The organism is Oribacterium sp. WCC10, assembly GCF_900113415.1.
GTDB lineage: Bacteria > Bacillota > Clostridia > Lachnospirales > Lachnospiraceae > Oribacterium.
In genome coordinates this window covers 156,819-172,003 of sequence record NZ_FOPH01000001.1, presented here as the reverse complement: position 1 = coordinate 172,003, position 15,185 = coordinate 156,819, and the positions used below count along the sequence as shown (strand labels likewise).

At 44.5% G+C, this 15,185-nt stretch carries 7 protein-coding genes; all 7 read right to left on the bottom strand.

Annotated features, from left to right (window positions below; genetic code table 11):
- Positions 1–16: 16 nt before the first annotated feature.
- A complete protein-coding gene (locus tag BM294_RS00605; protein ID WP_242944369.1) occupies positions 17–664 on the bottom strand; it encodes a glycerol-3-phosphate acyltransferase in 648 nt (215 codons plus the stop codon).
- The gene (der, locus tag BM294_RS00600; RefSeq protein WP_091203934.1) at positions 661–1,995 is read right to left on the bottom strand and encodes a ribosome biogenesis GTPase Der; all 1,335 of its coding nucleotides are present in this window, start codon (positions 1,993–1,995) and stop codon (positions 661–663) included. The genes BM294_RS00605 and der overlap by 4 nt, the downstream gene beginning before the upstream one ends.
- 344 nt (positions 1,996–2,339) lie before the next feature.
- Entirely contained in the window at positions 2,340–5,867 is a 3,528-nt protein-coding gene (nifJ, locus tag BM294_RS00595) for a pyruvate:ferredoxin (flavodoxin) oxidoreductase (protein WP_091203932.1), read from the bottom strand.
- A gap of 493 nt (positions 5,868–6,360) precedes the next feature.
- The gene (locus tag BM294_RS00590; RefSeq protein WP_242944368.1) at positions 6,361–8,379 is read right to left on the bottom strand and encodes a VanW family protein; all 2,019 of its coding nucleotides are present in this window, start codon (positions 8,377–8,379) and stop codon (positions 6,361–6,363) included.
- A 329-nt stretch (positions 8,380–8,708) separates the two neighbouring features.
- Entirely contained in the window at positions 8,709–10,646 is a 1,938-nt protein-coding gene (uvrC, locus tag BM294_RS00585) for an excinuclease ABC subunit UvrC (RefSeq protein ID WP_091203930.1), read from the bottom strand.
- Between the two features lie 325 nt (positions 10,647–10,971).
- A complete protein-coding gene (gene leuS / locus BM294_RS00580; RefSeq protein WP_091203928.1) occupies positions 10,972–13,389 on the bottom strand; it encodes a leucine--tRNA ligase in 2,418 nt (805 codons plus the stop codon).
- Between the two features lie 240 nt (positions 13,390–13,629).
- Positions 13,630–14,874, bottom strand: a complete 1,245-nt coding sequence (locus tag BM294_RS00575; RefSeq protein ID WP_091203925.1) for a putative glycoside hydrolase — start codon at positions 14,872–14,874, stop codon at positions 13,630–13,632.
- Positions 14,875–15,185 lie beyond the last annotated feature (311 nt).

Sequence of the window (15,185 nt, the reverse complement as noted above, 5' to 3'; positions counted from 1 at the left end):
CACCGTATCATAAATATTACTTTTTAAAATGGAACTTGCTCTCTGTTCCGCTCATGAGTCTTCCTATGTTGCTACGATGCTGCCATACTGCAAGAGCCGCAATAAGGAATGTAAGCAGGCATATCACAGGATAGGCATCCATGGACATCTGAAGCATACCAAGTCTCCCAAATACAGCAGTCAATACAAAGAACATGGACACCGCTGTCATGGACGCCAGGCTCACATAGCCCGTGATGCAAACGATAAGTATGAACAGAAGGAGCAAAAGCACAGCCAGCTTCCATTCAAAGGCAATGATAAGCGCCCCTGTGCAGGCGATTCCCTTTCCACCCTTAAGCTTCGGAATGATAGGAAAATCGTGTCCGAGAATCGCACCGATGCCGGCAAAAAGAATAAGCATGGTGGAATCATCTGTAGTCGCCGGCTTCCATAACATATGAAGTATAAGTATGGGCAATATGGTTTTCGCTATATCCAGAAGCAATACAGTAGCTCCGGCTTTCTTTCCAAGTGTTCTCGAAATATTGGTGCTTCCCGGATTACCTGAGCCAACCTTGAAGATATCGACGCCCTGTGATTTGGCATAAAGATATCCGTTTGGAATATTACCGAAAGCATAGCCGACGATCAAAGCAATGATAATATGCTTAATATCCATCATTCTTCTTCCCCACCTTTTCTCTCACGAATAAGGAATTTAAGCGGTGTTCCGGCAAATCCAAAGGCATCACGGATCTGATTCTCGATATATCTTGTATATGAGAAATGCATCAGCTGAACATCGTTTACGAATATAACAAATGTTGGCGGTTCAACCGCAGTCTGTGTCATATAGAACAGCTTCAGTCTCTTGCCCTTATCACTAGGCGGCTGTTTCATGGCTGTCGCTCTGGTCATGATATCATTGAGCACGCCTGTACGAATACGGAGTGTCTGATTCTCTCTTACCTGATCAACGAGGTCGAAAATCTTGTTCAGTCTCTGACCTGTCTCGGCGGAAATGAAGAGATATTCCGCATAAGGCATGTAAGCGAACTTATCCTTCAGCTTCTCCATGTACTCTTTCATGGTCTTGTCCGTCTTGTCAAGAACCGCATCCCACTTATTTACGCAAATGATAACGCCCTTACCCGATTCATGAGCGATACCGGCAATGTTTGCATCTCCGTCAGTTATACCCTGAGTCGCATCAATCATTACAAGGCAGATATCCGCTCTGTCTACAGCAGCAACAGTACGGATAACAGAATACCTCTCGATATCATCAGTGATCTTACCCTTACGGCGAAGTCCCGCAGTATCGATAAATGTATATTCCTTGCCATTATGTACGATCTTTGTATCGATGGCATCTCTTGTTGTTCCTGCGATATCTGAAACGATAACACGGTTCTGTCCGAGAAGTTTGTTGACCAGTGAGCTCTTTCCTACATTAGGCTTACCGATGAGAGCCACCTTGATAGAATCATCCTCAACATCATCAAGCTTGTCTGCAGGGAAATGTTTAACGATCTCATCAAGCAGATCACCTACACCCATCTGGTTAACAGATGAAACTCCGAAAGGATCTCCGAGTCCAAGATTGTAGAACTCATAGATATCGTCACCGTACTTCTTGAAGCTGTCTACCTTGTTTACGCAAAGAACTATAGGCTTTCCTGACTTACGAAGCATGCTTGCAACCTCATAGTCAGCATCGACAACACCTGTTCTTACATCAGTAACGAAAAGGATGACATCTGCAGTATCGATGGCAAGCTGAGCCTGTGAACGCATCTGTGAAAGTATAACATCCTTTGAATCCGGTTCAATTCCACCTGTATCTACCAATGTAAACTTATAGTTCAGCCACTCCGCATCAGCATAGATTCTGTCTCGTGTAACACCTGGAGTGTCCTTAACGATAGAGATCTGCTTACCTGCAATCATATTGAACAATGTAGATTTACCTACATTCGGACGGCCCACAACCGCCACAATAACTTTTCTCATTTAACCACCTATTCTGGTACTACGCCACACAGACACCTGAACTTATATTTACAGCGCTATCCCGAGTGACGACAGACTTATGCAATTTATAGATATACTTTAACTAATACATCATAACACGAGAAAACGCATTCATCAACTATAGTGCCTGAGCAAATACAAGAAGTACTGAGCCTACAATTCAGCCTTTGATTGAATCAGTCAGAATCAGAGGGCATCTAAAAAACGTTAAGCTAAGGCAGAAAACCAAAACAGTTCCCATTAGAAACTATCACAATGTTATAGCAATAAAAAAGGAGCCGGCATTTGCCGGCTCCTTTTAGAGAAACTCTGTTCTTTATCAATTATTTGTTGTAAAGATCGTTGAGCTTCTTAAGGTGCTCATATCTAGCCTCTGACTCAGCCTGGTTCTGCTCATCGAGTGCCTTAGCTCTCTCAGGGTTCTTGAGACCGAGTGAAAGGTAACGAACCTCGCCCTTAAGGAAGTCCTGATATCCTGTGAAATCCGGCTCCTTAGAGTCAAGAGTGAACTTCTTGTCACCGCCGTTAGGGTTAAATCTGAAGTTATTCCAGTAACCTGTTGTAAGTGCAAGCTTCTCCTCTTCCATAGCCTTTGCCATGCCCTTCTTGATACCATGGTTGATACATGGAGCATAAGCAATGATAAGTGATGGACCTGGGTAAGCCTCAGCCTCAGTTATAGCCTTAACTGTCTGAGCCATATCACCACCCATGTTGATATGTGCAACATATACGTAGCCGTAAGACATTGCAATACCAGGGAGATCCTTCTTACCTGTCTCCTTACCTGCTGCAGCGAACTGTGCTACTGCACCGGTAGGTGTTGACTTAGATGACTGTCCACCTGTATTTGAGTAAACCTCAGTATCGAATACCATAACGTTGATATCCTTGCCTGAAGCAAGTACGTGATCAAGTCCGCCGAATCCGATATCGTAAGCCCAACCGTCACCACCGAAGATCCACTGGCTCTTCTTTGACAGGAAGTCCTTATTCTTTACAAGATCCTTTGAAAGATCATCAGTCTTGTCTGCAAGAGCTGCAACAAGCTTATCTGTAGCTGCACCGTTTGTTGCACCTACGCCGAATGTATCAAGCCACTCCTGGCATACATCCTTAACAGATGCATCCTTCTCTGCAAGTGCCTCAACTTCCTTCTTAAGTCTGCCACGGATAGCATTCTGAGCAAGAAGCATACCATAACCAAACTCTGCGTTATCCTCGAAGAGTGAGTTATCCCATGCAGGACCCTGGCCCTTAGCATTTACTGTGTAAGGTGTAGAAGGTGATGAGTTACCCCAAATTGATGAACATCCTGTAGCATTTGCAATGTACATTCTGTCACCGAAGAGCTGTGTGATGAGCTTAGCATAAGGTGTCTCACCACATCCAGGACATGCACCTGAGTACTCAAGAAGAGGCTTCTTGAACTGTGATCCCTTAACAGTTGTCTCCTTGAACTTGGCAACAACTTCATCCTTCTCAGGAAGCTTCTCAGCATAATCGAAGAACTTCTGTCTGTCGAGCTCCTGTGCGATAGGCTTCATCTCGAGAGCCTTGTTGCCCTTCATACCAGGACATACGTTTGCACAAGATCCACAACCTGTACAGTCAAGAACAGATACCTTGATACCGAACTTGTAACCAGGCATACCTGTCATATCCTTGAAAAGATCGCCCTCTGGAGCATTAGCTGCCTCAGCCTCTGTATAAGCGAATGGACGGATAGCTGCGTGAGGACATACATATGAACAGAAGTTACACTGGATACAGTTATCAGGATTCCACTGAGGAACGTTAACTGCGATACCTCTCTTCTCGTATGCAGCTGTACCTGAAGGTGTTGTACCATCTACATAATCCTTGAATGCTGATACAGGGAGACCATTTCCTTCCTGTGCTGAAACAGCGTTCTGGATGTTGTTAACGAAGTCAAGAACTTCCTTCTTACCTTCTGTCTTATCCTTGAACTCAAGTCCCTCATCCTGTGCGTTAGCCCAGTCCTCAGGAATCTCGATCTTCTCGAATGCGTTAGCACCGGCATCAATAGCTGCCCAGTTCTTCTTAACGACATCCTCACCCTTACGGCCGTATGTCTTCTGAGCTGCATCCTTCATGAGCTTGTTTGCCATATCCTTAGGAATGATATCAGCAAGTGTGAAGAATGCTGACTGAAGGATAGTATTGATACGAGTAGGACCCATACCTGTCTCGATACCGATCTTTACACCGTTGATGATGTAGAAGTTGATCTTGTGATCATACATGTACTTCTTAACCTGGCCAGGGATGTGCTCTGCGATCTCATCCTTGCTCCATACGCAGTTAAGGAGGAATGTACCGCCATCAACAAGCTCCTGTACCATGTTGAACTTTGTCATGTATGCAGGGTTGTGGCAGGCAACGAAGTTAGCTCTCTTGATAAGGTAAGTTGACTTGATTGGCTTCTTACCGAATCTGAGGTGAGACATAGTAACACCGCCGGACTTCTTTGAATCATAATCAAAGTAAGCCTGAGCGTACATGTCTGTGTTGTCACCGATGATCTTGATAGAGTTCTTGTTAGCACCTACAGTACCGTCAGCACCAAGACCCCAGAACTTACAGTTGATTGTTCCCTCAGGAGTAGTTGTAAGAGCTGGTCCGATAGGAAGTGAAAGATATGTTACATCATCGTTGATACCGATTGTAAATCTCTTCTTCTCTGTGTTCTTGTAAACTGCAACGATCTGTGCAGGAGTTGTATCCTTTGAACCAAGGCCATAACGTCCTGAGAATACCTTAACACCCTGGAACTTGCTGCCCTGAAGAGCTGCAACAACATCAAGGTAAAGAGGCTCACCGATAGAACCTGGCTCCTTTGTTCTGTCAAGAACAGTGATCTGCTTAACAGTCTCAGGAATAGCTGCAAGAAGTGCATCTGTAGCGAACGGTCTGTAAAGTCTAACCTTTACTACACCGACCTTCTCACCCTGAGCTGCAAGGTAGTCGATTGTCTCTTCGATTGTATCGTTAACTGAACCCATAGCAACGATTACGTGCTCAGCGTCAGCTGCACCGTAATAGTTGAAGAGCTTATAGTCTGTACCGATCTTGGCATTAACCTTGTCCATGTACTCCTGAACGATTGCAGGAAGTGCATCGTAGTAAGGGTTAGAAGCCTCACGTGCCTGGAAGAAGATGTCAGGATTCTGAGCTGAACCTCTCTCAACAGGGTGGTTAGGATTGAGCGCGCGAGCTCTGAACTCGTCGATGTACTCCCAATCTACCATGTCCTTGATATCCTCATAATCCCACTCTTCGATCTTCTGGATCTCATGAGATGTTCTGAAACCATCAAAGAAATTGATGAAAGGAATGCGTCCCTTAAGTGCAGCAAGGTGTGCTACAGGAGTAAGGTCCATAACTTCCTGTACTGAAGACTCGCAAAGCATAGCAGCACCGGTCTGGCGGCATGCCATAACGTCTGAATGATCACCAAAGATGGAAAGTGCGTGAGATGCAAGTGCACGTGCAGATACATCAAATACGCCTGGAAGCTGCTCACCGGCAACCTTGTAGATATCAGGAATCATAAGAAGAAGACCCTGAGATGCTGTGAAGGTAGTTGTAAGAGCACCTGCAGCGAGTGAACCGTGAACTGCACCTGCAGCACCGGCCTCAGACTGCATCTCAGTTACCTGAACGGTCTCACCGAGAATGTTCTTTCTGCCTTCTGTTGCCCACTCATCAACATGCTCAGGCATAACTGATGAAGGGGTGATAGGGAAGATGGCGGCTACTTCTGTAAATGCATAAGATGCATGTGCAGCAGCCTGATTACCATCCATGGTTTTCATTTTTCTTGCCATAAGAATTCCTCCTAAAAAATGAATCTCTTACATGAATGTGAATATTTTTTATATGAACCTTATAAAAAGGATATCATACTGTTTAGAATTATAGCATTTTCGCTATAAATTGCAAAGAAATCGAAGTTCGTACCCGAAAAAATACAACGAAAGTGCATAATACAAAATGCCCTTTTGAATTCATATCAGTATATATTGTACAAATAAAAATACAATTTTCGTTTAGTCTTCTACACAAAAGAGTTCCACCACAACAGACAGTACTTTCAGTTTTTTTGATACCTATATGCTGTATCTTTATGCACTTCTCTACCGCACATCCGCGATTCGTTTTCGGTATCTTCCCGAAAAACATAACATTATATCCGGAAAATTCATCTTAAATTTCCGGTTTTTCCCTATAAAAATAACCCGCAGGGAACGATGATGGCTTCTTTAGCCCCTCATTTCCCCACGGGTTTCATATCACATTATAAAAATTTCATAATTGTCTTTATAACGGCCCTTCTCCTATCAGCCCGTCATTTATCGGGAAGTCTCCGGGTTCAAGTCCCGGAATCTCCGGATTCTCATGAACAGGTTCCGATTTTGTCTCTGCCTTAGTTGCTTCTGTCTCCGGCTCATCGGACTCTTCCGGCTCGCTGTGATTATCAGGATCTTCTGCTTCTTCCTGAGTCTCTCCTGTTGTCGACTCATCCGTTGCACTGCTTTCGGCGCTCTCGGGCGCAAGTGATTCTGCGGCCTTGGATGCCTCGATGGATGCGGCAATTTCCGGAGTATACTTTTTCGGCGTATGTCCGCTGTAGTGTGTGTAGTGATCCTTTATCTTCTCTGTGGTTCCGTCAGCATTGTGAATGATCTTGTATGCCTGCCACTCTGAACCCGCAGTACCCTCAGACTCTTCGCCTTCTGTAATGAGCTGGGCGTCAGGTACAGGAAGATCCGCAGCCTTCTCTGAAACAAGCTCCCAGGATACGCCCTTAGGAAGGACTCTGATTCCGTAAATCTGAACATTCATGGTCTGATCGGAATACCATGCACGGATTCCGATGGCATGATCCGAATCATTCACAAACTTATAATCAGGTCCGGGCCATGATACTGTAGCATCGGTTCCGGGAGTTACATATGTAGGTGCAAATGTATGTGAACGTCTGTAGGTAGTAGTAAGTCCTGAACGGAATACCGCGTTGTACAAAGTTGATGAAACCTGGCAGACACCTCCGCCGACTTCAGTCACAACCTCACCTTCATTGTATGCAGGTGCTCCGCCATAACCCTTTTCTTCTGTACGCTGTCCTACTGTCTCATTGAAAGAGAATTCCTCTCCCGGCTGAAGAACAGTTCCGTTAATAGCCGCAGCCGCTGTCTTGATATTACCATTTCTGATTGAGTTGGCCGTCGTCTTTGTAGTAAATGATCCGATGACCTCATACTTATCCTTGATGGACGCAACCGAAGCGGAAATCTTACTGCCGTCAGCATCAATACTTGCGCTGTAATCGCGATCACTAATAGCCTTAAGGACTTTAGCCGCAGTGCTCTCTGCATTGATCTCATATCCGTCAACCGAGCCGCCAAACACGAACTCACCCGAAGAAGAATCGTACGAAGTGATATCTCCGTTCTTCGGGTTCATCTTCCATACTGTCGCAAGCTGGTTCATATAATCCTTGACTTTGCCGCTGAAATCAGGGAGTGCCAATGCATAATCCGCAACAACAGCCGTGTCTGCAGCAGATTCAGTGCTTTCCTCTGTGCCCGCGGTCTCGCTCTTCTGATTAATCTTTGACTCATAGTCAGCAAAAATCTGATCGATCATCTCATCAAGATTCGCTTCTATAAGATCAGGAACCGCAAAACTTTCAACTTCGGGTCTGATGGTGATATTGGCATAAGGATTGTCAACTTCAACAGTCTGTTCTGATCCGTCATTGTCCTGAACCTCTTCTGTTTTTTCGCCTGTTGTCTCAGCGGAAGTCTCCGTCTCTCCAAGTGCAGGCATCGAATAATCCGCCAATGACGGATTGGTATTCTTCACAACCAGATTCCACTCATATGTGGCCATGATCGCATTCTTAACCTGCTCACGGTTCATGCCCTTCATGTTCACAAGTTCCGCGCCGGGGGCGAAGGAACTTACATCAAGGTAAACATCATCTCTGATGCTGTCCGGATCAAATGTCTCTGCCGCAACTGTCGTCTCTTCCTTAATGCTGTCACCGCCGGAAAAGCCACTCTTCAATATAAACACCAGACCGCCGATGATGACAAATGCCGCCACAGCAGCTCCGATCAATACTATATAACCATTATCATTTCTATCCGGTTTTCTTCCATAATAAGAACTGCCATGCTGAGTTCCCACACGAGACGAACCGTTTCTGCTGCCTGCGGCACTTCCGTGTCTTGAACTGCTATATCCTGAAGGCTGTGCGCCTCTTGCGCGGGACTTACCTCTTGCTCTTGAGGCCGGACGCGCTCTTCCTATATCATCATATCTATCTGCCATAGAAAATATCCTCAAAAATCAATCAAATAACACCATGTATAAATCCCATGCATAACAAAGCTGTATTCCATAACAGTTAAATGTACATGCCGCAAAAACACATCATCAGCATTATTACAACCGGGACTAATACAGAAAATCTCACAATGCATATAATCTTATCAGCATTCAAACTGTTTGTATATTGTGATTTTCATTAAATCCGCGACAGAATTACGTAAGAACCCTAAACAGATTTTTAACCTTGCTGCCCTGTCACGACAACCTTACATCAATGAGCCCATCACTGATGCATTGCCATTCCGCATTGCAGTTCCGGGTTTTACATTTCAATCATCAGAGCTGCCGGTTTTCAGTTCCTGTTTCATGGTTCCTATAGCCGTCTTCGGATTATTATGGAAGAAATCATATACCTGTCTCGCAGAAAAATCATCCATGGACGGGCAGTTGATAAGTTCCTCCAATGGTGCCACTCTTATATGATCAATGTCTCCGAAACGCTTCATCAACGCTTTCTTTCTGACTTCTCCAATGCCTTTTATCTCATCCAGAAGAGACTTAATCTGATTTTTATCTCTCAGTGAACGGTGATAAGTAATCGCAAACCTGTGAACCTCATCCTGTATACGTGTAAGCAACTTAAATGCCTCACTGTTCTCATCGAGAGGCAACTCTTCATTATTATATAGAAGAGCTCTCGTCCTGTGATGATCATCCTTTACCATACCGCAAACTTTGACAGATGTGATTCCAAGCTCATCAAGGACCTGCAGGCAGACATTAACCTGGCCTCTACCGCCATCCATACAGATAAGATCCGGGAAATTGGAAAACGAGCCCAGAGAATCATCCTTTCCGGCAGCAGCATTATCCTTCATTTCGTTAAGACCGTGTTCAAAACGGCGTGTCAGCATCTCATACATCGACGCATAGTCATCCGGTCCCTGCACAGACTTGATACGGAACTTTCTGTAGTCATTATTCTTTGGTTTACCGTTCTGATATACCACCATAGAGCCGACATTGAGCGCCCCCATAGTGTTTGAAATATCGTATGACTCGATACGTATCGGCGGGTTCTCCAGTCCGATGATATCCTGAAGTTCCTTGACCGCTTTGGCGCATTTTGCGTCCTGTTCGCGATACTGCTGTCTGTACCGGTTCATAAGGATACCGGCATTGGTGATGGCAAGTTCCACAAGTTTTTCCTTTTTGCCTATCTGAGGTGTAATAATGCTTACCTTTTTGCCCTTCTCGCGGCTGAGCCACTGCTCCAGTATCTCTTTTTCCGGAAGTTCCGTCTGAACCCAGAGTTCATGAGGGATAAAAGGAGTTCCGTTGTAATACTGTTCAATAAAGTCATTGAGGATTTCCTCATCTGTGGACTCCTGATCGATATCCACAAACTGGTGGTCTCTTCCAATAATCTTTCCGTCTCGAACAAAGAAAATCTGAACGATACAGTCCGAGAATTCTCTTCTCATTCCGATGATATCTCTGTCGCCGGAATCATAAGCCACAATCTTCTGTCTGTTCTGAACCGCCTCGATGGATCTGATGAGATCTCTCATCTCCATAGCCGTTTCGAAGTCAAGATTGTCAGACGCCCGCATCATCTTTCTATGAAGTTCTTTTACTATATCTTCATATTTGCCGTTCAAAAAATCGATTGCCTTATCCACCTGAAGTCTATAGTCGGCTTTACTCTGCTTTCCAAGGCACGGAGCATCGCACTGATGAATATCATAGTACATGCACTTCTGAGGGAGCGGCGAATCTTCTGTAAAAACCTTGTTACAGTTTCTGATGCGAAATGTCCTTCTGATGAGGTCGATAACCTCATTCACCTGTTCATTGGATGCATAGGGGCCGAAATATTTTGCCTTGTCAGTTGCCCTCTTTCTGACTTTCAAAACTCTCGGATACTGTTCCATGGTAACTTTAATATAAGGGTAAGTCTTGTCATCCTTAAGGAGTGTATTGTATCTCGGCTTGTGCTCCTTTATCAGATTGTTTTCAAGCATCAGAGCCTCAAGCTCTGAGTCCACAACTATGTATTCGAAGCGTTCCACCAGACTTACCATCTGCTGGATCTTAACCGACTTTTTATATGATTTCTGAAAATACTGCTTTACGCGGTTCTTAAGCACCTTTGCTTTTCCCACATAGATTATCTCGTCCTTCGGGCCATGCATCAGGTACACCCCCGGAAGCGCAGGCAGTTTTTTCAGTTCTTCATCAAAATTGAATTTACTGTTATCTCGCATAGATGTCACTTTCTAAAAAGGATAATTCATGATTTTCAGTCAAAAGCAGTACAAATCCGGGATTATAATTTTGCTTTCCGGAATACATCATACTTATATACGCCAAAAATCCGCCGCAAACAAAAGTCTGCGGCGGATAAAATCATAACACGAAACTCTAAATTCGGGTTAATTTCAATTATTAAATCTGACTTTATAATTCCGAGTATACACTTGATTAAATCAGTATTTACTCAGCGTTTCCCCAATAAACCTGCCGAAGCCGGCATACTCATCCGCAAAAGCCTGCATTATCTAATGCACAGGCGGCAGTCTGAATATCCCATCACTTCACTACAAAGTTCAGAATCTTTCCTCTTACGAAGATAACCTTAACGATGTTCTTGCCATCAAGGAACTTATTGATCTGAGGATCTGCCTTGGCAGCCTCAACAGCAGCATCCTGATCAGCTTCAGCAGGAATGTCAACATTACCACGTACCTTACCGTTAACCTGAACACCCATGTTGATAACTGCGTCCTTTGTCTTCTCTTCGTCATACTGAGGCCACTCAGCAAGTGTAAGAAGTCCCTCACCGCCCATAGTCTCGTAGATCTCCTCAGTAAGGTGAGGCGCGAAAGGATGAAGAAGCTTGATAAATACAATAAGGTCGTCCTTTGTGATGGCTCCTGCCTTTGTGAAGTCATTGATGAGCGTCATCAATGCTGCAATGGCAGTGTTGAACTTCATACGCTCGATATCATCAGATACCTTCTTTATGGTCTTATGAAGCTTTGACTCAAGACTTGAATCTTCCTTATCGAGTGTTGCGATATCTGTAAGTCCTGCAACACGGTCAAGGAAACGCTTAACACCACGTACACCCTCATCACTCCATGGAGCAGCTGCTGTATAGTCGCTCATGAAGAGAACGTATGCTCGAAGGGTATCCGCACCGTAAGTATCAACGATGTTCAAAGGATCGATGACATTACCCTTTGACTTGGACATCTTCTCTCCATCAGGTCCAAGGATAAGTCCCTGATAAGATCTCTTTGCATATGGTTCCGGTGTAGGAACAAGCTTCTGATCATAGAGGAACTGATGCCAGAATCTTGAGTAAAGAAGGTGTCTGGTAACATGCTCCATACCACCGTTATAGTGGTCAACCGGAAGCCAGTACTTAAGCTTTTCCGCATCTGCAAATGCCTTGTCATTGTTGGCATCGCAGAATCTCAGGAAGTACCATGATGAACCTGCCCACTGTGGCATGGTATCAGTCTCTCTCTTTGCTGCGCCGCCGCACTTAGGGCATGTGCAGTTTACGAAGCTGTCGATCTTTGCAAGCGGTGACTGCCCGTCTGTACCCGGCTCAAAGTTCTCAACATCCGGAAGTGTAAGCGGAAGCTGATCCTCAGGAACTCCGACAGTTCCACATTCAGGACAGTGAATAAGCGGAATAGGCTCTCCCCAGTAACGCTGACGGTTGAATGCCCAGTCCTTCATCTTGTACTGAACGCCCTTGTGTCCGATGCCCTTCTCTTCAAGAACTGTGAGCATCTTTGCAATAGAATCCTTCTTATTTGTAAATCCGTTAAGGATGTCGGAGTTAACCATCTCACCGTCACCTGTATAGGCTTCCTTTTCAATGTCTCCGCCCTTTATAACTTCAACGATATCTACTCCAAACTTCTTCGCAAAATCGTAGTCTCTCTGATCGTGAGCAGGAACTGCCATGATAGCGCCGGTTCCATAGCCCATCATTACATAGTCTGCGATAAATACAGGAATCTGCTTTCCTGTAACAGGATTGACTGCCTTGAGGCCCGCAATCCTGACACCGGTCTTTTCCTTTACAAGCTGAGTACGCTGGAACTCTGTCTTCTTCGCCGCATCCTCACGATACTTAAGAACCTCATCCCAGTTGGTGATCTTGTCCTTGAACTTATCAAGAGCCGGATGCTCAGGAGCCACTACCATGAAAGTAACACCGTAAAGAGTATCACATCTTGTAGTATAGATCTCAAGCTTATCAAGAGACTCGCCGCTGTTTTCATCAGCAAGCTCGAAGTTTACGAACGCACCTGTAGAGCGTCCGATCCAGCTTACCTGCTGCTGCTTAATGCTTTCAGGATACTCAACATCTGAAAGTCCGTTAAGAAGCTTATCAGCATACTGTGTGATTCTCAGGTACCATACATCCTTTGGAAGCTGAACTACATCACTGTGACAGATATCACACTTGCCACCCTGTGAGTCTTCGTTGGAAAGAACCACCTTACAATGAGGGCAATAGTTTACAAGAGTCTTTGCTCTGAAAACAAGGCCCTTGTTGAAAAGCTGAAGGAATATCCACTGTGTCCACTTATAGTAGTCTGCATGAGATGTTGCGATTTCTCTTGACCAGTCAAACGAGAATCCAACCTGTCTCATCTGATCCTTAAAATGCTCGATGTTCTTCTCTGTGATGAGATGTGGATGAGTGTTGGTCTTTATAGCATAGTTTTCAGCTGGAAGGCCGAAGGAATCGAATCCCATCGGGAACAGAACATTGTATCCCTGCATTCTGCGCTTACGTGCCAGAACTTCAATACTTGAATAAGCCTTGATGTGTCCAACATGCATACCTGCACCTGATGGATATGGAAACTCAACAAGTCCGTACCACTTTGGACGCTTGTCAAAGTCCACTGCCTTAAAGGCATCAGCCTCTTTCCACTTTGTCTGCCACTTTGGCTCGATTTTCTTAAAATTATATTGCATAACTAATTTCCCCTTGTGAAATCATGTTGAAGTAACTTTGGAATATCTGACGCGGCACTTATCGGGATGCCTGCATCAAAGTCTTATTATAACAGAAAGTGTTCATTCGTCAAAGATTATAAAGTTATCTGTACTATATACGAAAAACTGCCGCTCTTCCGGATATTTTATTCCTTCGAGCGGCAGCTTCAAAACATACTTTATTCAATTTATAAAAACGCCGATATAATCAGCATTTCCTCAGTTTCCTGCGGGCAGAAATGCATCCCACTGATATTCATTGGCAGCATTCCAGATCAGCCACTCGTCATATCCCGCATCGTATACAGCCTGTATCTCCTTGCGGATCTCCTCCGGTCCATAATGTATATAAGACGAAAGGTAGGATGCGGTAAATCCCTGAAGCCACGGGCGAACCTTTGCCTGATGTACACCTTCAGTATATTCAAGTGCAAGATCCTTTTTGGAGGCATTGCACGCTCCGAGAATAGCTTCGTAAGGATGAATGTCCGGAACATCCAGTCCGAAATTGCCGTTTCCATAATGTGACGGGTAGATCATCGGGCACATATAATCTACAGCTCCTGCCATAACAGGATAATCCTGACCTACAGAAACCGTATCCACATAAGAACCTATTATAGTTCCAAAAACGTCAGCTGAAACAAAAACACCTTTTGCCGCCAGTCTGTCTGATGCAAAACGGACAAACTCAGTTATGATATCCGTCTTGTCAAGCCCACCGGTTTCTTCATCAGAATAAACAACATTATTCATGCCCTTTTCAGTACAGAAACGCACATAGTCAAATTGAATCTCGTCAAATCCGACATCGGCGCACTGCTCGGCAACCTGAACTTTGTATTCCCAGGCATCGCGATTGTACGGATCGATCCATGTCATGCCGGAATTGTCATGAAATACAGTTCCATCAGCATTGTGATTGAGCCACTCCGGTTTAACATTCTCAAGATAAGGGTCTCTAAATGTTACAATACGGGCAATAGCATAAATGTCATGCGCTTTCAACGTGCTGATCAGAGCATGGATGTCAGGAATGGTTTCTTCTGTTGAACCTATCTCAGAAATAAGATCCCCTGACATTGCGTACTCTATGTGTCCTTTATCATCAAGAATATCGATGACAACCGCATTAATCTCTGTGGCATCAATTTTCTCGATGATCCTCTGCATAGTACCTGAGCCGGCAACTTTGGCACTAAGGTAAATGCCTTTGACCTTGAGAGCCTGCTTATCCGGAGTCTTCTTTTTCCAAATCTGCGCCTCCGCCTGTGCTATGCTTTCTGATTCCGCTAGATTTCTCTGCTGTTCAAGTGACTCCTCAAACTGTGATTCTTTAATCGACTCTGACTCATATTCTCTTAACTCATCAGACTTGTTCACATTATATACCAGTGGCGTTTGGCTCTGGCAACCGAGAAGTACGAGGCAAAGCAGAAAAACCCATGCTAATGTTTTCTTCATAATATAACCTCGTAGGCTTGGTACATCAGCCCGCAATGAATCCCGGGAACTCACCAGTCAATGTTCCCTGCGAATTTCATCATTCAATGAAGGGCCGGCCCAACCATTTTTAACATCTTCCCATCCTGAATTTGCGCAAGGCAAATGGAAAGATATTTTGTCGGTTTCAGCATAAAACCGATACTTCCTTGGCGAATTACTTAAATAGTATACCACTTTCCCATGATTTAACAACTTTTTATAACATTCGTCCCCCACTACAGGCCTTTTTTGACATATTTTTTGGTATTTGTATCTTAGATTGCCCTGTC

Coding starts and splice junctions, on each gene's coding strand:
- BM294_RS00605 (WP_242944369.1), bottom strand. CDS start 664: ATGATGGATATTAAGCATATTATCATTGCTTTGATCGTCGGCTATGCT.
- der (WP_091203934.1), bottom strand. CDS start 1,995: ATGAGAAAAGTTATTGTGGCGGTTGTGGGCCGTCCGAATGTAGGTAAA.
- nifJ (WP_091203932.1), bottom strand. CDS start 5,867: ATGGCAAGAAAAATGAAAACCATGGATGGTAATCAGGCTGCTGCACAT.
- BM294_RS00590 (WP_242944368.1), bottom strand. CDS start 8,379: ATGGCAGATAGATATGATGATATAGGAAGAGCGCGTCCGGCCTCAAGA.
- uvrC (WP_091203930.1), bottom strand. CDS start 10,646: ATGCGAGATAACAGTAAATTCAATTTTGATGAAGAACTGAAAAAACTG.
- leuS (WP_091203928.1), bottom strand. CDS start 13,389: ATGCAATATAATTTTAAGAAAATCGAGCCAAAGTGGCAGACAAAGTGG.
- BM294_RS00575 (WP_091203925.1), bottom strand. CDS start 14,874: ATGAAGAAAACATTAGCATGGGTTTTTCTGCTTTGCCTCGTACTTCTC.